The sequence below is a fragment of the Marinicauda pacifica genome, from assembly GCF_004793635.1.
In the GTDB taxonomy this organism is placed as follows: Bacteria; Pseudomonadota; Alphaproteobacteria; order Caulobacterales; family Maricaulaceae; genus Marinicauda; species Marinicauda pacifica.
In genome coordinates this window covers 398,784-418,113 of the sequence record NZ_SRXV01000001.1, presented here as the reverse complement: position 1 = coordinate 418,113, position 19,330 = coordinate 398,784, and the positions used below count along the sequence as shown (strand labels likewise).

Annotated in this window: 24 protein-coding genes; 11 read left to right on the top strand and 13 right to left on the bottom strand. The window is 64.8% G+C overall.

What is annotated here, in order from left to right:
• Window positions 1-118 precede the first annotated feature (118 nt).
• From queF to E5162_RS02130, 3 genes are all read right to left on the bottom strand, one after another.
• A complete protein-coding gene (gene queF, locus E5162_RS02140) occupies window positions 119-583 on the bottom strand; it encodes a preQ(1) synthase (RefSeq protein ID WP_135943299.1) in 465 nt (154 codons plus the stop codon).
• 17 nt (window positions 584-600) lie between these two features.
• Complete coding sequence (locus tag E5162_RS02135; protein WP_135943298.1) at window positions 601-1,617, bottom strand: PAS domain-containing protein; 1,017 nt, start codon at window positions 1,615-1,617, stop codon at window positions 601-603.
• A gap of 101 nt (window positions 1,618-1,718) precedes the next feature.
• Window positions 1,719-2,180: an Lrp/AsnC family transcriptional regulator gene (locus E5162_RS02130; protein WP_135943297.1), complete on the bottom strand. Its 462-nt coding sequence runs from the start codon at window positions 2,178-2,180 to the stop codon at window positions 1,719-1,721.
• A 213-nt stretch (window positions 2,181-2,393) separates the two neighbouring features.
• Here E5162_RS02130 and ald point away from each other — a divergent pair, with 213 nt between their 5' ends.
• The gene (gene ald / locus E5162_RS02125; RefSeq protein ID WP_135943296.1) at window positions 2,394-3,512 is read left to right on the top strand and encodes an alanine dehydrogenase; all 1,119 of its coding nucleotides are present in this window, start codon (window positions 2,394-2,396) and stop codon (window positions 3,510-3,512) included.
• Window positions 3,513-3,593: 81 nt separating this feature from the next.
• Here ald and E5162_RS02120 read toward each other — a convergent pair whose 3' ends face one another.
• Both E5162_RS02120 and E5162_RS02115 read right to left on the bottom strand, forming a co-directional pair.
• Window positions 3,594-3,782: a DUF3008 family protein gene (locus E5162_RS02120; RefSeq protein WP_135943295.1), complete on the bottom strand. Its 189-nt coding sequence runs from the start codon at window positions 3,780-3,782 to the stop codon at window positions 3,594-3,596.
• An 84-nt stretch (window positions 3,783-3,866) separates the two neighbouring features.
• Window positions 3,867-5,507 (bottom strand): AbgT family transporter, encoded by a 1,641-nt coding sequence (locus tag E5162_RS02115; protein WP_135943294.1) that lies wholly within the window; start codon window positions 5,505-5,507, stop codon window positions 3,867-3,869.
• A gap of 137 nt (window positions 5,508-5,644) precedes the next feature.
• Between E5162_RS02115 and E5162_RS02110 the strand changes: the two genes are divergently transcribed.
• The 6 genes from E5162_RS02110 (at window position 5,645) to E5162_RS02085 (ending at window position 10,413) form a co-directional block, all read left to right on the top strand.
• The gene (locus E5162_RS02110; protein ID WP_135943293.1) at window positions 5,645-7,261 is read left to right on the top strand and encodes a cisplatin damage response ATP-dependent DNA ligase; all 1,617 of its coding nucleotides are present in this window, start codon (window positions 5,645-5,647) and stop codon (window positions 7,259-7,261) included.
• A gap of 47 nt (window positions 7,262-7,308) precedes the next feature.
• Complete coding sequence (locus E5162_RS02105; protein ID WP_233342120.1) at window positions 7,309-8,151, top strand: mechanosensitive ion channel family protein; 843 nt, start codon at window positions 7,309-7,311, stop codon at window positions 8,149-8,151.
• A gap of 66 nt (window positions 8,152-8,217) precedes the next feature.
• Window positions 8,218-8,541, top strand: coding sequence for a DUF6460 domain-containing protein (locus E5162_RS02100; protein WP_135943292.1), 324 nt, complete (start codon window positions 8,218-8,220; stop codon window positions 8,539-8,541).
• A 109-nt stretch (window positions 8,542-8,650) separates the two neighbouring features.
• Window positions 8,651-9,463, top strand: coding sequence for a response regulator (locus E5162_RS02095; RefSeq protein ID WP_135943291.1), 813 nt, complete (start codon window positions 8,651-8,653; stop codon window positions 9,461-9,463).
• A gap of 33 nt (window positions 9,464-9,496) precedes the next feature.
• A complete protein-coding gene (locus E5162_RS02090) occupies window positions 9,497-10,003 on the top strand; it encodes a PaaI family thioesterase (RefSeq protein WP_135943290.1) in 507 nt (168 codons plus the stop codon).
• Window positions 10,000-10,413, top strand: a complete 414-nt coding sequence (locus tag E5162_RS02085; RefSeq protein ID WP_135943289.1) for a PaaI family thioesterase — start codon at window positions 10,000-10,002, stop codon at window positions 10,411-10,413. The genes E5162_RS02090 and E5162_RS02085 overlap by 4 nt, the downstream gene beginning before the upstream one ends.
• Here the strand turns inward: E5162_RS02085 and E5162_RS02080 are convergent.
• The gene (locus tag E5162_RS02080; protein ID WP_158291168.1) at window positions 10,410-11,411 is read right to left on the bottom strand and encodes an NAD(P)/FAD-dependent oxidoreductase; all 1,002 of its coding nucleotides are present in this window, start codon (window positions 11,409-11,411) and stop codon (window positions 10,410-10,412) included. The two genes, E5162_RS02085 and E5162_RS02080, sit on opposite strands and share 4 nt — an antisense overlap.
• A gap of 56 nt (window positions 11,412-11,467) precedes the next feature.
• Between E5162_RS02080 and E5162_RS02075 the strand changes: the two genes are divergently transcribed.
• The gene (locus E5162_RS02075) at window positions 11,468-11,893 is read left to right on the top strand and encodes a thiol-disulfide oxidoreductase DCC family protein (protein ID WP_135943287.1); all 426 of its coding nucleotides are present in this window, start codon (window positions 11,468-11,470) and stop codon (window positions 11,891-11,893) included.
• A complete protein-coding gene (locus E5162_RS02070) occupies window positions 11,890-12,042 on the top strand; it encodes a DUF2256 domain-containing protein (protein ID WP_135943286.1) in 153 nt (50 codons plus the stop codon). Before E5162_RS02075 ends, E5162_RS02070 begins: the two co-directional genes overlap by 4 nt.
• Window positions 12,043-12,203: 161 nt before the next feature.
• Here the strand turns inward: E5162_RS02070 and E5162_RS02065 are convergent, their stop codons facing one another.
• Complete coding sequence (locus E5162_RS02065; RefSeq protein ID WP_135943285.1) at window positions 12,204-13,124, bottom strand: histone deacetylase family protein; 921 nt, start codon at window positions 13,122-13,124, stop codon at window positions 12,204-12,206.
• An 11-nt stretch (window positions 13,125-13,135) separates the two neighbouring features.
• Window positions 13,136-14,143 (bottom strand): NADPH-dependent aldehyde reductase Ahr, encoded by a 1,008-nt coding sequence (gene ahr / locus E5162_RS02060; RefSeq protein WP_135943284.1) that lies wholly within the window; start codon window positions 14,141-14,143, stop codon window positions 13,136-13,138.
• A 95-nt stretch (window positions 14,144-14,238) separates the two neighbouring features.
• Here ahr and E5162_RS02055 point away from each other — a divergent pair, with 95 nt between their 5' ends.
• Window positions 14,239-15,552: an MATE family efflux transporter gene (locus E5162_RS02055; protein ID WP_135943283.1), complete on the top strand. Its 1,314-nt coding sequence runs from the start codon at window positions 14,239-14,241 to the stop codon at window positions 15,550-15,552.
• Here the strand turns inward: E5162_RS02055 and E5162_RS02050 are convergent.
• Window positions 15,549-16,586 (bottom strand): quinone-dependent dihydroorotate dehydrogenase, encoded by a 1,038-nt coding sequence (locus E5162_RS02050; RefSeq protein WP_135943282.1) that lies wholly within the window; start codon window positions 16,584-16,586, stop codon window positions 15,549-15,551. The two genes, E5162_RS02055 and E5162_RS02050, sit on opposite strands and share 4 nt — an antisense overlap.
• Complete coding sequence (locus E5162_RS02045; protein WP_135943281.1) at window positions 16,586-16,933, bottom strand: DUF952 domain-containing protein; 348 nt, start codon at window positions 16,931-16,933, stop codon at window positions 16,586-16,588. Before E5162_RS02045 ends, E5162_RS02050 begins: the two co-directional genes overlap by 1 nt.
• A 119-nt stretch (window positions 16,934-17,052) precedes the next feature.
• On the opposite strand from E5162_RS02045, the gene E5162_RS02040 reads away from it, so the two are divergent.
• Window positions 17,053-17,679: a S24 family peptidase gene (locus E5162_RS02040; RefSeq protein WP_135943280.1), complete on the top strand. Its 627-nt coding sequence runs from the start codon at window positions 17,053-17,055 to the stop codon at window positions 17,677-17,679.
• A gap of 38 nt (window positions 17,680-17,717) precedes the next feature.
• On the opposite strand, the gene E5162_RS02035 is transcribed toward E5162_RS02040, so the two are convergent.
• The 3 genes from E5162_RS02035 to E5162_RS02025 form a co-directional block, all read right to left on the bottom strand.
• Window positions 17,718-17,951: a helix-turn-helix transcriptional regulator gene (locus tag E5162_RS02035; RefSeq protein WP_135943279.1), complete on the bottom strand. Its 234-nt coding sequence runs from the start codon at window positions 17,949-17,951 to the stop codon at window positions 17,718-17,720.
• Window positions 17,952-18,371: a hypothetical protein gene (locus E5162_RS02030; RefSeq protein ID WP_135943278.1), complete on the bottom strand. Its 420-nt coding sequence runs from the start codon at window positions 18,369-18,371 to the stop codon at window positions 17,952-17,954.
• A 101-nt stretch (window positions 18,372-18,472) separates the two neighbouring features.
• Entirely contained in the window at window positions 18,473-19,312 is an 840-nt protein-coding gene (locus E5162_RS02025) for a tetratricopeptide repeat protein (protein WP_135943277.1), read from the bottom strand.
• Between the last annotated feature and the right edge of the window lie 18 nt (window positions 19,313-19,330).

Here is a 19,330-nt window from a genome sequence, read left to right as displayed (position 1 = left end):
CCTCCGTTTGAAACCTGTCCCGCGCCTGTGCGCCGGAACATCTCCAAACTGACTCACCGATCATGAATGCGGTCAGAGTGACGCGTTCACGCCTGCGACAACGAGGTGAACGCGTCGTTCACCCGCGGCCCCGATAGGGCGCAACCCCCTGATCGGGCACCCAGAGTCCCTGCGGGGCCTCGCCCCACTGAGCAAAGACGTCGATGGGGATTCCGCCGCGCGGGTACCAGTATCCTCCGATGCGCAGCCATTTGGGCGCACACTCGTCCACGATGCGCTGGCCGATCATCAGCGTGCACGCCTCGTGGAAGGCACCGTGATTGCGGAAACTCTGGAGGAAAAGCTTCAGCGACTTGGATTCGACGATCCATTGGTCCGGAGCGTAGTCGATCACAAGGTGGGCAAAGTCGGGCTGGCCAGTCACCGGGCAGAGCGAGGTAAATTCAGGGGCCGCGAAGCGGACAAGGTAGTCGGTTTCCGACGCCGGGTTCTCCACGCGCTCCAGCCTCGCATCTTCGGGCCGCGTCGGGGCGTCGGTCTTCGATCCGAGCTGATCCAGCCCGGCATAGCGGTCATCGGTCATGGCGGTAGGCGCCCTGTCTAGCTGGAATAGGGAAAGCGGAGCTTGATCACCGTGCCCCAGTCGCCGCTGTCTATCGTCATTTCGCCATCAAGGCGAGCGACCAGGTCTTTCACGATATGGCCGCCCAGGCCGCTTCCGTTCGGCCACTCGGCCTCGCCAAGCCCCTTGCCATTGTCGCTGACGACGAGTTCAAGCTGATCCTTCGACGTAACGAGTTCAACCGAAACCTTCTTGTCCCTGCCATCGATGCCGGCAAAGGCGTGCTGCAGGGCATTGGTCAGCACCTCGGAGACGACCTGGCCCAGCCGCGCGGCATCCTCAACCGGATAGACGACATCGGTGCCGGTGACATCGAGTTCGACATCGACCTCGTTGGACAGCCCGCTGAGCGCTTTGCAGACCTGCTCGAGATAGACTTGCAGATCGATGGTCTGGGCCTCGGACTTGCGCGCCGCGTCGACCTGCTCATAGAGCAGCCCGATCGTCTCGACCCGCTGGGCGAGCATCGCTGCGGCGGCCTGCGGTTCAAGACGGCTTGCCTGAATGCGGATCAACGAGACGATCATCGACAAATGGTTCTTCACCCGGTGCTGGATTTCGCGCAGCCGCGAATCCAGTTCGCGCGCGCGATCCATGTAGGTTTTCTGATCGCGGTGTTCGTACTGGAAGCCGATGAAATAGATCAGCTCACCGTCCCGGTCGAAGACCGGCGTGATGATCAGCCGGTTCAGAAAGGCCTCGCCATTCTTGCGGTAGTTGACGATATCGACCGCGGCTTCCTGTTTGCGTACGATCGCGTCGCGCAGGCAATGCACGTCGTCAGGGTCGGTGTTTTCGCCCTGCAGAAAGCGGCAATTCTCACCGATCACATCTTCGGGTGCATAGCCGGTGGTCCGCTCGAAGGCGCCATTGACGTAAATGATCGGGTTGTCATCTTGTCGTGGGTCTGTCACCACGAGAGAGACAGGGAGCTGGCCGAGCACCGACTGGGAAATCCCGTCGGGCAGCTCCGATAGCGAAGGCTCAGGCGTCATGCGTTCGGCGTCCTCGTATCCCTGTCTGAAAAAGCCGACGGTATTTTTACCTGTTAACCGGACCAAACCAACCCGTGTTGGCAGCGTGCGGCGCTGTGCCTTTATCCCAGTGGCAACGCCGTCCGCGCGAACACCCGGCGCAACACCATGTTGGACACCAGGCGTGCGACACCGGGCAAGCCGGACAGGCGTTCGCGATGCACGCGCTCATAGTCTCGCGCGTCCCGCACCATGATGCGCAGGATATAATCCTCCGCCCCGGCCATCAGCGAACACTCCATCACCTCTTTTATGTCGGCCACTGCAGCCTCGAACGACTCCATGGTCTCGCGCCTCTGGTTCTCCAGGGTCACGAAGGCCACGACCATCAGCCGCCGGCCGACCGCTTCCGGCTCGAGCAAAGCGACGTAGTTCGAAATCACGCCGCTGGATTCCAGCATACGTACCCGGCGGTGGCAGGCTGACGCCGACAGCCCGACACGCTCGGCCAGGTCCGCATTCGACAAGCGGCCTTCCTCCTGGAGAACGCCAAGAATGGCGTGATCGACAGTATCAAGGCGCATGGCACGACCTCCCGGCAAGCCCGTTTTCGAAGACTGCGCCAACATGGATCAAAAAGCCGGACGTAAACAGAATTTTCTTCGATTATTTAGCACTAAATCGTGCAATTTTGCGTATTTTTGAAGCCTCTTGCGAAGTTTCTTTGTCCGAAATACGGTCTCGCCGATTTTTCAGACGGTGCCCGAGATGGCCCGTTACAGCCACAGGAGCGTGCCATGCGCATCGGGGTCCCCAAGGAAATCAAGGTTCACGAATACCGTGTCGGCCTGACGCCGAACGGCGCTGCAGAGCTCATCTCGGCAGGCCATGAGGTCTTCGTCCAGTCCACCGCAGGCGACGGTGTCGGCTTCTACGACGCCGATTACGAGCGGGTCGGCGCGACCATTCTCCCTGACGCCGATGAGGTGTTTGAAAAGGGAGAACTCATCGTCAAGGTGAAGGAGCCTCAGCCCGTCGAGTATCCGCGGCTGAAAGAGCACCACACCTTGTTCACCTATCTGCACCTGGCCCCAGACCCCCGCCAGACACAGGGTCTGATGGAGTCCGGCTGCACGGCGATCGCCTACGAGACGGTCGAAGATCGTGAAGGCCGCCTGCCGCTTCTGCGTCCGATGTCGGAAGTCGCGGGCCGGATGTCGGTCCAGGTGGCGGCCGCTGCGTTGCAGAAGTCCAATGGCGGACGCGGCATGCTGCTGGGCGGCGTGCCGGGTGTGGGCCCGGCGAAGGTCATGATCCTCGGCGGCGGCGTTTCCGGCAGCCACGCGGCGGAGATGGCCGTCGGCATGCGCGCGGATGTGACGGTATTCGATCGCTCCATCTCGAAGATGGCCGAACTCGATTCCCTCTTCCGTGGTACCATCAGCACGCGTTTCTCGACAAAAGCGGCTCTGGACGACGCTGTGAAGGAAGCCGATGTCGTGATCGGCGCGGTGCTGGTGCCCGGCGCCGCCGCACCCAAGCTGGTGACGCACGACATGGTCAAGACCATGAAAGAGGGCTCGGTGCTGGTTGATATCGCGATCGACCAGGGCGGCTGTTTCGAGACCTCCAGGGCCACCACTCACGACGACCCGACCTATATCGTGGACGGCGTGGTTCACTACTGCGTGGCGAACATGCCCGGTGCCGTGGCGCGCACCTCGACCCTGGCCCTGACCAACGCGACGCTGCCCTTCATGCGCGCGCTGGCCGACAAGGGCACCCGCAAGGCGCTCAACGATGATCCGCTGCTCGCCCACGGTCTGAACGTCGATGCCGGCAAGGTCGCCTACAAGCCGGTCGCCGACGATCTCGGGCTCGATTATGTCAAGCCGTCCTGGCTGACCAGCATCTAGACAGATTTCCTGCGTCTTCAGACAAAAAGCCCGGCACGCGCGTGCCGGGCTTTTTTAATGACAGATGGCTGGGCCGAGTCTTCAATCTTTCGAATTGTGCTCGTCCTTGCCCTTGCGGGACGCGTCGGCCATGTCCTCAAGCTCGTCTTCCGACATGCTGTCATACATCGATTTTGCGGCGCCCTTGAGCTCGTCGGGCTCCGTCTCGCCGCGCTTGGCCGAGAGTGCGGCACCGGCAGCTTTCTGTTGGGCAGCAGATTTTGCGGGCATGGGTATCTCCTTCTCATCGCGCGACACGGAAACGCCCCGCACTGGCGGGGCGTTCCGGTTCGAGATTGAAGGCGAGCCTCGAGGCTACATGCCCTGTGGCAGCTCGTAGGCGACGCTGGCCCCGGGGCCGAGCGGCAGGCCCAGATACACCCAGATAATCGTCATCAGGATGCCCGAGATCAGCAGCCACATCGAATAGGGCACCATGGATGCCGTCAGCGAGCCCAGGCCGAACGATGGCACCCAGCGGCGCGCAAACACGAGGACCAGCGGGAAGTAGACCATCAGCGGCGTGATGATGTTGGTGGCCCCGTCGCCGACGCGATAGGCGGCCGTCGCCATTTCCGGGCTGACGCTCAGCAGCATCAGCATCGGCACCAGCACCGGCGCGAGCAGCGCCCACTTGGCGCTGGCTGACCCCACGAACAGGTTCAGCACCCCGGTAAACAGCACGAGCAGGCCCAGCACGAGCGGCAGCGGCAGGCCGGAGTCGCGAATGGCATCCGCGCCGTTCACCGCCGATATCAGGCCGAGCTGGGACAGGTTGAACATCTCGACGAAATACGCTGCGAAGAACGCCAGCACGAGATAATAGCCCATGTCCTTCATGGCGCCGGCCATCATTTCCACGACATCGCGGTGGTTCTTGATCGTCCCGGCTGTCGCGCCGTAGGCCCAGCCCGCCAGGATGAACAGGATCATGAATCCGGCCACCAGCGAAGAGAAGAAGGGCACGAGCTGCTGGGTCAGGGAGAGCGTGGGGTCTTCGTTGAGCAGAGGCACATCCCCGCCATACATCGACGCGGCTCCGCCCGTGACCAGCGCCACGAAGTCGATGGTCAGCACCAGCCACAGCGCCACGACCGCGATGATCGCCACCAGCGCGTTGCGCAGTCCGGCCTTCTGTCGATCGGTCAGCGGCGCGCTGGGATCGTCATCGGCGTCGTCAACGTCGCCAGGGGTCGCCCCGCCCGTCCACCGGCCCAGACGCGGCTCGATGATGCGGTCGGTGACGAACCAGATGACGGGCAGGAAGACGAACGTCATCGCCATGATGAAATACCAGTTCCCGGCGATATTCATCGTCCAGTCGGGAGCGAGCTGGATCACGGCCTCTTCCGTAATCCCGAAGAGCAATGCGTCGAGCTGGCCCGGGAAGAGGTTGGCGGAAAAGCCGCCCGACACCCCGGCGAACGCCGCGGTAATGCCGGCAATCGGGTGACGGCCCGCAGCCGCGAAGATCACCCCGGCCAGCGGGATCAGCACCACATAGGCCGCGTCGGCGGCCAGGTTGCCGATCATCGCGATCAAGGCCACGGCGGGTGTCAGCAAGAGAGCCGGCGCATTGCGCACGCTCGCGCGCATCGCGGTCCCGAACAGTCCGGCGCGTTCGGCCACGCCTGCGCCCAGCATCACCACCAGCACATAGCCGAGCGGGTGGAAGCCGGTGAAGATTTCAGGCATCTCGACCAGCAGGTGCTGCAGCGCCGCGGCGCTGAACACGCTGATCGCCTCGACTTGCGCGGGTCCGCCATCCGGCGCCACACGCGTGGGATGGTCAACCGCAAGGCCGAGCCAGGCCGTAACCTGGGAGACCACGGCCATGACGATGATGAGGTAGAGAAAGATGAAGACCGGGTCCGGAAGCCGGTTCCCCGCCCGTTCGATGAGTCCCAGAATGCCCTTCTGGTGCTCGACGGTCTCAGCCGTGTTCTCGTTGGCCATGGTTCCCCTCCCGTGGCGAATGATTATCACTCACCCACGATTAAACCGGGTGGCGCGAAACCAAAAGCCTTATCGCCAATGCCTTTCAGGCAGAGCGGTGCGGGAAACCGGCGCGAACACTCCCTATATCGCAAGGAATGCAACGCTTTGCCCGACTTCTTGACCGGCTGTCTTTAAGCCCCGCGCGAAACGCCAAGATTCGTCTTCTGACGGAGTATTTCTCTGTAACCCCCGATCCGGACAGGGGTTTTGCCCTTGCGGCGATCACGCGCGATCTGGAATTCAAGAGAGCCAAGCCCGCCATGATCCGCGAACTGGTGTCCCGGCGCTGCGATCCGGTCCTGTTCGAGCTGTCCTACGATTATGTCGGCGATCTCGCTGAAACCACGGCCCTGTTGTGGCCTGCCCGCCACGGAGCGAACCGGACACCGGAGCTGACGGAGGTCGTCGAGGCGCTGACGGCCGCGAGCCGGGCCGAGGCCCCCGAGCTGGTTCAGGACTGGCTCGACGCGCTGGACGCCACCGGGCGCTGGGCACTGCTCAAGCTGGTGACCGGCGGCCTGCGCATCGGTGTTTCGGCCCGGCTGGCCAAGGCTGCGCTGGCCCAGTATGGCGGCAGGGACATTACCGAGATCGAGGAACTCTGGCACGGGCTCGAGCCGCCTTACGAGACCCTCTTCGCATGGCTTGACGGTCGGGCAGACAAGCCGGTCAGCGCGGCGAAGGCTCCCTTCCGCCCGGTCATGCTGGCCACGGCGGCGACTCTCGATGTCCTCGACAGCTACGACCCGGAAGACTACGCCGCGGAATGGAAATGGGACGGCATCCGCATTCAGGCGGTCGCCGAAGAGGGCGTGCGCCGGCTCTACACAAGGACCGGCGACGACATCTCGCACGCCTTTCCCGATATCCTGGCCGCCCTCGAATTTGACGGCGCTATCGACGGGGAGCTCCTCGTCCGGGACGGTTCGGGCGGGGTCGCGCCCTTTTCCGACCTTCAGCAGCGCCTCAACCGCAAGACCGTCTCGGCCAGGATGATGGAGCGCTACCCCGCTTTCATCCGGGCCTATGATTTGCTGATCGACGGGACGGAAGATCTTCGCCGCCTTCCGCTCCGCGAGCGCCGCGCCCGTCTGGAACGCTTCGTCCAGACCATCCCCTCTGATCGCTTCGACATTTCCGAACTTGTTCCGGTCTCCAGCTGGGACGCACTCGACGCGCTGCGCTCCGATCCCCCCGACGCAGTCGCGGAAGGTGTGATGCTCAAGCGGCTGGACAGCGAGTACGTGCCGGGCCGTCCCAAGGGGCCGTGGTTCAAGTGGAAACGGGACCCGTTCCTGGTCGATGCTGTGATGATGTATGCCCAGCGCGGTCACGGAAAGCGCTCCAGCTTCTACTCCGACTACACGTTCGGCGTCTGGCGCGAGGGTGAGGACGGCCCCGGCCTTGTCCCGGTCGGCAAGGCGTATTTCGGCTTTACCGATGCGGAGCTGAAGCAGCTCGACAAGTTCGTGCGCGACAACACGATCGAGCGGTTTGGACCGGTGCGGTCGGTCGAGGCCGGCCCGGAGACAGGCCTGGTTCTCGAGATCGCGTTCGAAGGCCTGCAGAAATCGGCGCGTCACAAATCCGGCATCGCCATGCGCTTTCCGCGCATCCACCGCATCCGGTGGGACAAGCCGGCCGGAGAGGCCGATCGTCTCGAAACGCTTGAGGAGCTTCTGGCCGCCCGGTTCGCCCCGGCGCACTCATGATGCTATCTCCCGACCGAGCCATTGATCGAGCAGGAGATAGAACGACTATGTCACCTACGAATATGGAAGGCTTCCAGCCTGGCCAGATCCTCGAATACGTCGTCCGGGTCGGCGCAACGGCGGCCCTCAACGTGCTTCTGGCCGCACTCATTCTGGTTGTCGGCTTCGTGATAGCCGGGCTGGTGAAGCGCAAGATTCGCAACGCCTCACTTCGAAGCGAGCGCATCGATGCGACGCTCGCTGGCTTCTTCTCGTCCACCGCCTATTACGCCATCCTGGCGATCGTATTGATCGCCGTGCTCAACCGGTTCGGCGTTGAGACAACGTCGATCGTTGCCGCACTCGGTGCGCTGGCCCTGGCGATCGGTCTCGCCCTTCAAGGCACGCTGTCCAATTTCGCGGCTGGGGTGATGGTGATCCTGTTTCGTCCCTACCGCATCGGCGACTTCGTCGAGATCGCGGACGCCACCGGCAGCGTGAAGGACATCACCCTGTTCTTCACCGAGCTGAACACGGTCGACAACAAGCAGATCATCGTGCCCAACGGTCAGGCTTGGGGCGATGTCATCACCAATTATTCCGCCTACCCCACCCGCCGGGCCGATTTTGTCTTCTCCGTCTCCTACGACGACGATATCGACAAGGCGCAGCGCGTGATCCGGGAGGTCTTCGAGGCCGATGACCGGGTTCTCCAGGATCCCCCGCTCTTCTGCGAGGTCAGCGCCCACGCTGGCTCCTCGATGGACATTACGGTGCGCGCCTGGGTCAATTCCGGCGATCTGTGGCCGGTGCATTTCCACATGCTCAAGGCGATCAAGATCGCATTTGATGAAAACGGGATCGAAATCCCCTATCCTCACCAGGTGGAAATTCAGAAGAAGGCCGAATAGCCGGCCTGTCACGCGAACGCGGCGGGGCGCCATCACCCCGCCGCATTTGCCGGAGACAAGACGCCCATGAGTAACGATAGCCCCACACGCTCCGAAGACGCGGCCCCGCGCAAGACCTTCCTGAGCCGCCTGCTCTCGATCCGGCCATCCGACCTGATCGCGATCTTTTTCCTGTGCGTGCTGGCCGGCCTTGTCCTCGCGGTTTTCAATGTCGACCCGGCCACGCTCTGGGTCGATTTCTTCGGCGCGGTCGGTGAGGCCTGGCGCAGCTTCTTCGTGATCATCGCCGATTCACTGGGGTGGGCCGTCCAGTATTTCTTCCTCGGCGCGGTCCTGGTCATCCCGATCTGGATTGTCTGGCGTGTTATCCGGGCCGTTTCGAACCGATAGGTCGCGTCCAACCTTGTAAACACAGGGTTTACCACACCACCAGAAAGCGCGCGCATTCCCAGCCGCTTCGAGTTATCCACACCGCCTTGCAAGAGTGCCGGGGGCGGTAATGGATAATTTCGAAATCGTTGATGACAGCGTCAAGCCCAAACCGAGTTGGGACAAGCGCACGCTGGTCGTTTATGAGCCGACAGGTTTCCTGCGGCGCCTGACGGTGGAAATCCTGCGCTTCATCGGTGCCGAGACGATCACTCCAACCGCCTGCCCAGTCGACGCGCACCAGATCGTTGCCGATACACCCGACTCCATCCTCATCGTCGGCTGGTCGCCGGATTCCGAAACCGACGCGTTGCGCGTCGTTCGCCGTATGCGGGCGATCGAAAGCCCGGCCCGGCGTGCCGAAGCGGTGCTGCTGACCGAACGCCGGCCCGTCATCGACATTGAGGACGCCCGCAATGCCGGCGCCGATGGCCTGCTGCTTCGCCCCTTCTCGGCCGGCACGATCCGCACGCGTCTCGATCAGATCACGACGCACCGCCCCCGCTTCATCGCCACGTCGCGCTTTACTGGCCCCGACCGTCGCCGCCGCTGCCCCCCGCAGCCCGACGAGTCCATCGGTTTCAAGCGCGGGCTTGATGTGGGCGCCGGTCTGGTGGACAGCGTCCAGGCCGCTCTCAACCAGGCCGACGACATGGCGTTCCAGTCCATGCGCCGCGGCGACCCGATCGGTGCGCGCGTGGGCCGCTCTCTGCGCCAGTTTCTGGAATCGGTGAGCACGCTGACCCCGCAAGCCCGCGAGATCGTGGCTTTGCACCGGTCCACGCTGGCACGCCTGGACGATTTGCGCGGCGCTGACGCCCAGATCCGGGCCGAGCTCGTCAACGGCCTGGAAGCCATCGTGTACCGCCGTCACGCGGCCTAGCTCTGTTTCGCCTTCCGCGTTACACCACCGGACATGAGCGACGATATTCAGGCCCATCTCGATTCTCTGCGCCCGTTTCTGGTCGACGGCAGTCCGCATGCCGCAGCGCTGGGCTTCCAGCTTGAAACCATTACGCCGAATGGCGCGTCGATCCGCGCACCCTATCGCGAAGATCTGATCGGCGATCCGGAAACCCGCGTGCTCCATGGCGGCGTTGTGACGGCCCTGCTCGATCATGCGTGCGGCATGGCGGCCTTTGCCGCGATGGGCGGCAAGAAGGCGAATGCGACACTGGATCTGCGCCTGGACTACATGCGTCCGGCCCGCCCGGGCGAAGATGTTCTGGCCGAAGCCGAGTGCGTGAAGGTGTCGGGCCTCTTCGCCTTCGTCTCCGCCATCGCGCATGACGGAGACCGGGACGATCCGGTCGCACGGGCCACCGCCGCCTTCATGGTCACCAAGGCGGGCGAGGCTGCGGCCAAGCGCGCCCGCGCCGAAATGAAGGCCGGTGCATCTCCGATCTCGCAGGTGAAGACATGATCGAGCGTCTCGAGCTTCTCCTGTCCGCGCCCTATGTGCAGAAGCTTGGCGTGCGCTTCGACAATCACGGCGACGAGCTCACTGCCACCCTGCCCTACGCGGAGGCGCTGATCGGCAACCCGCTCATTCCCGCCCTGCATGGCGGGGCGATCGGGGCTTTCATGGAAATCACCGCCTCGGCGGCCCTCCTGGCGGCAACTCCGTTGCTGGCGCTACCCAAGCCGATCGATGTGTCTGTGGATTATCTGCGTCCAGGCAAGCCGGCCGACGTGTACGCCAGGGCCTCGATCACCCGCCAGGGCTCACGCGTGGCCAATGTCAGCGTGGAAGCCTGGCAGGAGCGCCGCGGCGCTCATGTGGCCGGGCTTCGCGGCCATTTCCTGATCAAGCCGGCGCCGCAAGAAGCCTAGAGTTTGCCTGCGAGCCTTTGTGCGAGCGCCTCGCCGCTCGTCCAGGCAAATTCCGCCCGCGGCCCGAGCCGCCAGTCTCCCCCACAGCCCACCGTTCCGGTCTCGTCGATCGCCGCCGGGGTCCCGGGCGCTTCTTCGCTCAGCGCATAGAGCCAGCGATGGGCGCTGGCCCAGTCTGGTCTGGGCAGGCCGAACCGCACGAACATCTCCTCGCACAGCGTGCGGATGACATCTTCAGGCTCCGCATCCAGATGAACGCGCGACCAGTCCGGCGAGGCATGCAGCACATAGGCCTCCGGCCCGCTATAGCCGGGGCGCGAATTCATCCGCGCGATCCAGCGCACACCCCCGCCCAGCAACTTTGCGCCGGCAAAGCCCGGATCGAATGGCGCATCGAAAGCCGCCATCACCGCCTGGCAGGGCGCGATTCTGGCGTCGCGCGCTTCCAGGATCATCTCCGGAAAATCGCCATCGCTGCGCGCCAGCAGGTCGATCAGCTGTTCGGGCGGAATGGTGATGGCGATCCGGTCGAACGGTCCGGCTTTCGATCCGTCCTCGAAACGCAGCGTCCAGGCGCCCGGCTTGCCGGACAGGCGTGTCACGCGGTGCGCGAACCGCGCATCCAGCTCATGAAGCGCAGCCTTCACGATGGCATTCATCCCCGGCGTGCCGACATAGCGGGTATCAGCCTTGAGCGGCACGCTGTTGCCGCCGCGGTCGATCGACACGACCCGGCCGGCCCACTCGGCAGCAAATCCGTCTTTGCAGGCTTGAGCGAGAAAGGCGCGGAAACTGTCCGACCGCGCGGTGAGGAATTGCGCGCCATGGTCGAACGCGATCTCTCCAAGCGGGGTGTCGGCCCGGCGCGTTGACAGGCGCCCACCCGGACCGCGCCCCTTGTCGAACAGGACGACCTCGTACCCGGCGGCCTTCAGCTGGCGCGCGCAGGCCGCTCCGGCCAGACCGGCACCGATAATCGCGGCATTCGGACGCGTCACTCGTACAGACCTCTTTTTCGCTTTTCCCGGCACCGGAACAGACTAGTTTTCACCATATGGCACCGGAAAACGAAAAAACGACTAAGCCGAACCCCGCTGATGACAGCCCCGCTCCGCAAGGGCCGCAGTCCACGGTCTTCTACGATGGCAGCTGTCCGCTCTGCCGCGCCGAAATCGGGCTCTACAAGCGCCAGGGCGCATCTTCTCAGTTTTGCGACATTTCCCGGCGCGTTCCCGAAGACATGGCGCTATCTCGCGACACCTTGATGAAGCGGTTTCATGTGCGCCGGGGCGATGGCCGTCTGGTCTCGGGCGCTGCCGCGTTCGCGGAACTCTGGAAGGACACTCCCGGCTGGCGCTGGCTTGGCCATGTCGCAGCCGTGCCGCCCTTCGTCTGGATCGGAGAAGGTCTCTACCGTGTCTTCCTCCTGGTCCGTCCGGCGCTGCAATCGCTGACCCGGCGGTTGGTCGACGGCAGATGAGCCGTAAACACGTCAATGACGCCGGCACCGCCAGGCAGGACCTACCTCAGAAAACCTGCCCGACCTGCCAGCGTCCATTCAGCTGGCGCAGGAAATGGGCGCGCGACTGGGACGCCGTGAAATATTGCTCCAGGCGGTGTGCGGGTTGAGCCAAACACCAGCGCCTACCTTACCAACAAGACATCCCTCCGCCACGCTGGCGTAATCCGTCCCGGCATAGCGTCTGGTCTCTGGTTCGGCTCCCTAACCCCCTCGCGCGCCGAATTTGAACCCCTGCCCCGCGGCCGGTGAAAACCGGTCGCGGTTTTTTTCATGCGAACCGGCGCAGCCCGTCTGCGAGCGCGGCGTGCATCATCGTATGACGGCGCGCCAGCGCGTCGAGATCGTGCGTATATCCCCCGCCCAGCACGCCGACGATGGGCAGACCCCGGCGCATCACCGCGTCGCAGACCATGCGTTCGCGGCGGGCCAGCCCCTCATCGGTGATATCGAGCAGACCGAGACGATCCTCGCGGTGCACGTCGACCCCGGCATTGTAGAAGACGATATCGGGGCGGCTGGCTTCCAGGGCGTCTTCAATCGCGGCGCGCGCGGCTGCCAGATAGGCGTCGTCGTCCACCCCGGCATCCAGTCCCAGGTCCAGGTCCGAGATCGCCTTGCGGCGCGGCCAGTTGGTTTCGCAATGGACGGAAAGCGTGAAGACACGCCGGTCGGTCTCGAATATCCGGGCCGTCCCGTCACCTTGATGAACATCGAGATCGATGACCAGTGCGCGTGAGATCAATCCCTCGGTGAGCATCAGCTTGGCCGCGACGCCGACATCGTTGAACACACAGAAACCCGCCCCGCCGTCCGGCATGGCGTGATGACTGCCCCCGGCGGTATTGGCCGCCGCGCCGGTCTCGAGGGCGAGGCGCGCGGCGAGCAGGGTTCCCGCCACGGCGCAACGCGAGCGCCGGGCCACCGGCTCGGTCATCTTGAAGCCGATGCGCCTTTCCAGCGCAGGCCCGACCCGGCATCCCAGCACCTGCTCGACATAGCCGGGCGTATGCGCGAGCTCCAGCCAGCGCGCCGGGGCCGGTTCGGGGCGGTGGAAGCCGCTCATCTCGTCCACCAGCCCCTGCGCCACCAGCGCTTCGGCCACGGCCCTGAACTTGCCCATGGGAAAGCGGTGACGTGCCAGCACGTCACGCGCCACATAGGCCTCGTGGAAGACGATGGGCAGGGCCATTACGGGGAGCCCTAAAAATCGTTCTCCAGCACGATGCGGTAGCGCGGCTTCCCGTCGCGCAGGCGCTGGAAGGCCTCATCGATCCGGCTCATGGGCATCGTCTCGATCTGGGGTGCGATGTCATGGCGCTCGCAGAAATCGAGCATCTGCCGGATCGTTGCCGGACTGCCCAGCGGGGAGCCGGACAGCGATTTCTGCCCGCCGATCAGGGAGAAGGCCTGAACCTCGATGGGTTCGGAGACTGCGCCCACCGTATGCAGACGCCCGCGCGGAGCGAGCGCCGCGAAATAGCGCCCCCATTCCAGCGGCACGGCCACGGTGGAAAGAATGAAGTCATAGCGGCCCGCTTCGGCCTTGAGGGCGTCCTTGTCGCGGCTGTCGACCACGCGATGGGCGCCGAAGCGGCGGGCCTCGTCGGCCTTCGCGCCGGTGGAGGTAAAGGCGGTCACCTCGCAGCCCCAGGCCCGCAGGAATTGCAGGGCCAGATGGCCCAGGCCGCCAATACCGATGACGCCCACCTTGTCGGTCGGGCGCACACCGAACTGCACCAGCGGATTGAACACGGTAATGCCGCCACAGAAAAGCGGCCCGGCCTTTTTCGGGTCCAGCGAGTCCGGCAGCCGGTTCGCCCAGCTCGCCTGCACGCGCACCCGCTCGCCAAAGCCGCCCGGCCGTCCGACCGCGATCTGTTCGACCGAGGGGCACATATTGTGATCGCCGCTCATACATGGCGTGCAGGTCAGACAGGACCGCGAGAACCAGCCGACACCGACCCGGTCGCCGGTCTTGAGATGCGTCACGGCCGGCCCCGTCTCGACGATCCGCCCGATCACCTCGTGGCCCGGGACAATCGGGAACTGGGTGACGCCCCATTCATCATCGACCAGAGACAGGTCGGAATGGCAAAGCCCGCAGCTCTCCACCTCGATCTCGACATCGTCGGCCTTGAGCGCGCCGGGATCGTACTCGATCACCTCGAACTTGCCGTTGGCTTCTTTGGTGGCATACGCCCGGATCATCGGCTGTTTCCTTCTTGCTGTTCGTGTCCACTGGGGGAGACTAGGGCGAAATCACGCTCTTGCGACCCTTGAATGAAGCGCTTAATCGCGTGCGGATGAGCGCAGCCCCCCTCACCCGCCAATCGGTCCTCGCCCAGGCCGTGCCGATCATGGCCGCCAATATCGCGACGCCGCTGGTCGGTCTGGTAGACGTAGTAGTAGTAGGCCGCACCGGCGACACCAGCGATATCGCCGCCATCGCGCTGGGCACGCTGATCTTCAACGCGCTCTTCTGGTCGCTCGGCTTCCTGCGCATGGGCTCCACGGCGCTGACCGCCCAGGCCGAAGGGGCAGGCGACGAAAGCGAGCTGCGCGCGACCCTCGTGCGCGCTGGGGGGCTGGGCCTCGCCTTCGGCCTGGCCTTCATCGTGTTCCAGCTGCCCCTGCGCGAGCTTGGCCTGTGGGTGTTCTCCGGCGGGGAGGCCGTGGAAGGCGGCGCAGGCCGCTATTTCTCCGCGCGCATCTGGGGCGCGCCAGCAGCATTGGCGGGCTATGCAGTCTATGGCTGGCTTATCGGGCTGTCGCGTACCGGACTGGCTCTGACGCTTCAGATCGTGCTGAACCTTACCAATGCCGGCCTCTCGGTGCTGTTCGTCTTCGGGTTCGACTGGGGGCTCGCCGGGGTCGGCGCCGCCAGCGCCCTTGCCCAGTGGGTCCACCTGGCCGCAGCCGGCGCGATCGTGATGGTCGTGCTGAAGCCCCGGCCCGCCGCGCGCCTGACCCATCTCTTCGCGGCCGCTCCGCTCAGACGTCTCTTGTCCGTCAACCGCGACATCTTCCTGCGCACCGTCGCCCTCATCGCCGGCTTCTACTGGTTCAACGAAGCCAGCCTTCGCGAAGGCGAAGCGGTGCTGGCCGGCAACGCCATCCTGCTTCAGTTCATCTCGCTGAGCGCCTTCTTCCTCGATGCTTTCGCCCACGTGACCGAAGCGGTTGTCGGCAAGGCCGCCGGACGCAAGGACTGGACCGGGCTGATGCATGCCCTTCGTCTGACCAGCGAACAGGCTCTGGCCTTCGCCATCGCGCTTTCGCTCATCTTGTGGGTATTCGGCGGCACCTTCGTCGACCTGCTGACCACCGACCCGCAAGCACGGGAAATGGCGCGTCGCTTCCTGCCCTTCTGCGCCCTGGTTCCGGTGGCAGGTGTCGCAAGCTGGCAGCTGGACGGCCTGATGATCGGCACGACGCAAGGCCCGCTCATGCGCAATGCGATGATTGCCTCGCTTCTCATTTACGTGGCGCTCGACTTTGCCCTGCGCCCGGCCCTTGGCGGAACCGGGCTGTGGCTGGCCTTTCTGGCCTACTACGTCGCGCGCGCCGTCACCCTGCTCGCAGGCTGGCCGGGATTGCGCCGTCAGTTCGCGACTTAGGCGTCCACGCCGACCGCATCGGACAGGCTCGAGAACCCGTCCCGCTTCAGACAGGTGGCCAGCTCGTCGCGGATGCGCACCACCGCCCCCGGTCCCTGATAGACCAGCGCGCTGTAGAGCTGCAGCGCGTTGGCCCCGGCGCGGATCTTGGCGTAGGCGGTCTCGCCTGACGAAATTCCGCCCACGCCGATGATCGCCAGATCGCGGCCGGCCGCCCGCCGGAACGCGCGCAGCACCTCTGTCGACGGCACATAGAGCGGTTGGCCGGACAGGCCGCCGGTTTCCTGTGCATGGGGCGATTTGAGGGTGTCCGGCCGGGCGACCGTCGTGTTGGAGACGATCAGACCGGACAGGGTGTAGCGCGACACCGCCTCCAGGATCGTCTCCACCGCGCCCTCTTGGAGATCGGGTGCGACCTTCAGGAAGACCGGTTCGGCCCAGCGCGTGTCTGTGACGCGCTGGAGCAACGCATCGAGCGCGCCGCCCGACTGAAGCCCGCGCAGGCCCGGCGTGTTGGGCGAGGAAATATTGACCGTGAAGAAATCTGCCAGCCCGGAGAGCGCACCCAGAAGATGGGCATAATCGGCCGCCCGGTCATCGGAGTCCTTGTTGGCCCCGAGATTGACGCCCACGACACCCCCGCGGCCCTTTCGCGCCTCCAGCCGCGCCTTGAGCGCGTCCAGCCCCTCATTGTTGAAGCCCATGCGGTTGATCACCGCCTTGTCTTCTTTCAACCGGAAAACGCGCGGCTTGGGGTTGCCTGCCTGCGGGCGCGGCGTCACGGCGCCCACTTCGACGAAGCCGAATCCGGCGCGCAGGAGGGCGTCGGGCGCCTCGGCATTCTTGTCGAATCCGGCCGCCAGCCCCAGCGGATGGGCCAGCTCGATGCCGGCAATGGAGGTCTGCAGGATCGGATCCGGCGTCGACCGGTCCACCGGTCCCAGCCCGAGGCCGAGCGCCTTGACCGTCACCCGATGGGCGGTTTCAGCCGGAAGCAGGTGCAAGGCGCGTGTCGCCAGGTCGTAAACGCTCATCACAGCGCCTCCGGCCATTGCCAGGCGCCGTCCTCGCCGCGCCGGAGCAGATATACCGTTTCGATGGCCGAGAACGGGATCGCGCCGTAGGCATGGGGAAAGCGCTCTCCCCCGCGGGATACCTCCCACTTCACGATGTCGGCGATATGCGCGCCGTCAATCTCGGCCAGGGCGATTCGATCCACTCCGGCAAAGTGGGCGTCCAGCGTATCGGCAAGCTGGGTGCGCGTGGACAAGTGGATGAATCCGTCTTGTTCGTCGAGCGCCTCGCCCCGGAACTCTCCGGAAGCAGAAGCGGCGGCCAGGCTTGCCGGATCGGCGAAGCGGTAGAGCACGGTGTCGGTCATGAGCGCGCGCATAGCCTCGCCGCGCCGGAGGCGCAAGCAGTTAGACTTGACGTCGCGCAGGATTAGAGGAAAAAATTCCTTCCGCGCGACTTAATTCAGATCGATGAGGAAAAGCCGCCATGCTCACACACGCTCAGATCTGGCGGGGAATCGACCGTTTGGCCGAACGCGCCGGTCTGTCGCCGTCCGGCTTGGCGCGCGAAGCCGGTCTCGACGCGACGACCTTCAACCCGTCCAAGCGCTTTGCCTCGGACGGCACCAAGCCGCGCTGGCCGTCCACCGAGAGCCTGTCGAAGGCGCTCTTCGCCGCACGTGTCAGTTTTGACGAGTTCGCCGGTCTGGCCACCGGGCGCGAGGCGGGCCGCGCCGTCCCCCTCATCGGGCTGGCCCAGGCCGGAAATGCCGGCTTCTTCGACGATGCAGGATTTCCCGCCGGCAGCGGGTGGGAGCAGATCTATTTTCCTGGCGTCGAGGACGATCAGGCCTATGCGCTGGAGATCAGCGGGGATTCGATGCGGCCGGTCTACCGGCCCGGCGACCGCATCGTGGTCGCGCCCCATTCCCAGCCGCGGCGCGGCGACCGTGTCGTGGTCAAGACCCGCGACGGGGAAGTGATGGCCAAGGAGCTCGGCCGCGTCACCGCCGAGACCGCCGAACTCATTTCGCTCAACGACGCCTATGAAAACCGGATCCTCGCAATCCGGGACATGGTCTGGATGGCGCGTATCGTCTGGGCCAGCCAGTAGCCGCACGGCCCGCACGTCTCTTCGCGAACCTCGCGCGGTCAGGCCTGGCGCGAATCGTCCGGCGCGTATTCGAACACGTCTGTCAGCGGGGTTTCGAACACGGCCGCGATCTGGAATGCCACTTCGAGCGATGGCGAGTATTTGCCCTGTTCGATGGCGAGCACGGTCTGGCGTGTGACCCCGATCCGCCTGGCGAGTTCGGCCTGGGTCATTTCGCCGGCGTGAAAGCGCAGCTCGCGGATACGGTTCTTGATGCGGGTCGATTTCGCCATTCAGCCCCCCAAGCGGTAATCGATGGCGCGCAGCACGCCCTTGACCAGCTCCGCCGCCACCAGCCCGCCCAGGATCATGTGCACGATCCAGAACAGGTGCTGGCCCATCAGCGCCAGGCCGAGCGAGAGCACCGCCGCTGCGCTCATCACGTAACCGGAGCGTGCATCTGCGCGCATCTCGATCAGCGTATCGCGCTCGTCGGACATGTCGGGCTCGTTCGGCGCCGCCATCGCTACCAGGATGTGCGCGACGACCCCGCCGACAACGAGGAAAACGACCGCCGCGAACAGGTAAGGCATGACCAGATCCATGGACGGCCCTTCGCTCAGGGCTGGAGGCATCACCTTGGCAAAATATACTCCGTAGACCAGGGCGGTGATGACCGTCATGACCAGATTGCTTTTTTCTTGAAACGACATGTCAAACTCCTTTGATCTCATGTCGACTTTTTTTGACATGCCGGGATGTAAAAAATTGCTGCCATCGCGTCAACAAAAATCGACTTATCGGGAAAGGAGCGTTAGTTCTCGAGCCGGTAGATCGCAGCGTCGCGCGCGGCCTCGATATCGCGGTCCATCAACGCCAGCAGCTCGATCGCCATGGGCTGGAGTGCGCGTGCCCGCACATCGTCAGCTGCGGCATCGATCGCGCGGCCCAGCGCGTCTCGCGCGAGGCTCAGGGAGTCCTCCCCGCCGCGTGCGAGCATGGCCAGTGCGAAATGATAGGCGATACCCACATCGTCCGGCGCCTCGTCGAGCGCTTTGGCGAAATGCTCCAGCCCGGCCTCTTGGCTGGCACCCAGGCGTCCCTCCCCGGCCCGCCGCACGACTTCGAGATTCCACGCGCCATAGACGGCATTGAGGTGCGGGTCGTCGTCATTCAGCTCCAGACCCGCGCGCAAATGGTCTCGCGAGGCCTGGGGCAACCCGCTGAGAAAGGCGCGCCAGGCCGGCTGGAAGCGCGCGCGGTAGCCCAGCGCCGTAGCCTTGCGCAGATGGGCCTGCGCCGGGTTGGCATCGACCTGCAGGACCAGGTCGGCATAGTGATCGGCGCGCTCGGCCGCATCTTCGCGGTCGAGCTCGGGCTCCCAGATCATCAGTCGGGTCAGTGCGGCCTCAGCGGCCAGCAGATTGCCCGCCTTCGTGCCGGCCTCGGCGGCAAGGCGCTCGGCCTGGCCCAGCGCGCCGGCCTCGAACGCGGCGCGCGCCTCCTCAAGGGCCAGCGCGGTGACCAGGCTTTCTGCCGGTTCGACCGCGGCCGGTCCCTCGCCTTGCAGCTCGGGGGGCTGAGTCTGGGCGTGCGCCACTCCGATGGCGGAGGCGGCAAGACAGGACGCGAAAAGGCTGACGAATATCTTCATGACGCCAAGGCTAGCCCG

Excerpts from the sequence above, each read along its gene's own strand:
- queF (WP_135943299.1), bottom strand. The coding sequence starts at position 583 with ATGACCGATGACCGCTATGCCGGGCTGGATCAGCTCGGATCGAAGACC.
- E5162_RS02135 (WP_135943298.1), bottom strand. The coding sequence starts at position 1,617 with ATGACGCCTGAGCCTTCGCTATCGGAGCTGCCCGACGGGATTTCCCAG.
- E5162_RS02130 (WP_135943297.1), bottom strand. The coding sequence starts at position 2,180 with ATGCGCCTTGATACTGTCGATCACGCCATTCTTGGCGTTCTCCAGGAG.
- ald (WP_135943296.1), top strand. The coding sequence starts at position 2,394 with ATGCGCATCGGGGTCCCCAAGGAAATCAAGGTTCACGAATACCGTGTC.
- E5162_RS02120 (WP_135943295.1), bottom strand. The coding sequence starts at position 3,782 with ATGCCCGCAAAATCTGCTGCCCAACAGAAAGCTGCCGGTGCCGCACTC.
- E5162_RS02115 (WP_135943294.1), bottom strand. The coding sequence starts at position 5,507 with ATGGCCAACGAGAACACGGCTGAGACCGTCGAGCACCAGAAGGGCATT.
- E5162_RS02110 (WP_135943293.1), top strand. The coding sequence starts at position 5,645 with ATGCAACGCTTTGCCCGACTTCTTGACCGGCTGTCTTTAAGCCCCGCG.
- E5162_RS02105 (WP_233342120.1), top strand. The coding sequence starts at position 7,309 with ATGTCACCTACGAATATGGAAGGCTTCCAGCCTGGCCAGATCCTCGAA.
- E5162_RS02100 (WP_135943292.1), top strand. The coding sequence starts at position 8,218 with ATGAGTAACGATAGCCCCACACGCTCCGAAGACGCGGCCCCGCGCAAG.
- E5162_RS02095 (WP_135943291.1), top strand. The coding sequence starts at position 8,651 with ATGGATAATTTCGAAATCGTTGATGACAGCGTCAAGCCCAAACCGAGT.
- E5162_RS02090 (WP_135943290.1), top strand. The coding sequence starts at position 9,497 with ATGAGCGACGATATTCAGGCCCATCTCGATTCTCTGCGCCCGTTTCTG.
- E5162_RS02085 (WP_135943289.1), top strand. The coding sequence starts at position 10,000 with ATGATCGAGCGTCTCGAGCTTCTCCTGTCCGCGCCCTATGTGCAGAAG.
- E5162_RS02075 (WP_135943287.1), top strand. The coding sequence starts at position 11,468 with ATGGCACCGGAAAACGAAAAAACGACTAAGCCGAACCCCGCTGATGAC.
- E5162_RS02070 (WP_135943286.1), top strand. The coding sequence starts at position 11,890 with ATGAGCCGTAAACACGTCAATGACGCCGGCACCGCCAGGCAGGACCTA.
- E5162_RS02065 (WP_135943285.1), bottom strand. The coding sequence starts at position 13,124 with ATGGCCCTGCCCATCGTCTTCCACGAGGCCTATGTGGCGCGTGACGTG.
- ahr (WP_135943284.1), bottom strand. The coding sequence starts at position 14,143 with ATGATCCGGGCGTATGCCACCAAAGAAGCCAACGGCAAGTTCGAGGTG.
- E5162_RS02055 (WP_135943283.1), top strand. The coding sequence starts at position 14,239 with ATGAGCGCAGCCCCCCTCACCCGCCAATCGGTCCTCGCCCAGGCCGTG.
- E5162_RS02050 (WP_135943282.1), bottom strand. The coding sequence starts at position 16,586 with ATGAGCGTTTACGACCTGGCGACACGCGCCTTGCACCTGCTTCCGGCT.
- E5162_RS02045 (WP_135943281.1), bottom strand. The coding sequence starts at position 16,933 with ATGACCGACACCGTGCTCTACCGCTTCGCCGATCCGGCAAGCCTGGCC.
- E5162_RS02040 (WP_135943280.1), top strand. The coding sequence starts at position 17,053 with ATGCTCACACACGCTCAGATCTGGCGGGGAATCGACCGTTTGGCCGAA.
- E5162_RS02035 (WP_135943279.1), bottom strand. The coding sequence starts at position 17,951 with ATGGCGAAATCGACCCGCATCAAGAACCGTATCCGCGAGCTGCGCTTT.
- E5162_RS02030 (WP_135943278.1), bottom strand. The coding sequence starts at position 18,371 with ATGTCGTTTCAAGAAAAAAGCAATCTGGTCATGACGGTCATCACCGCC.
- E5162_RS02025 (WP_135943277.1), bottom strand. The coding sequence starts at position 19,312 with ATGAAGATATTCGTCAGCCTTTTCGCGTCCTGTCTTGCCGCCTCCGCC.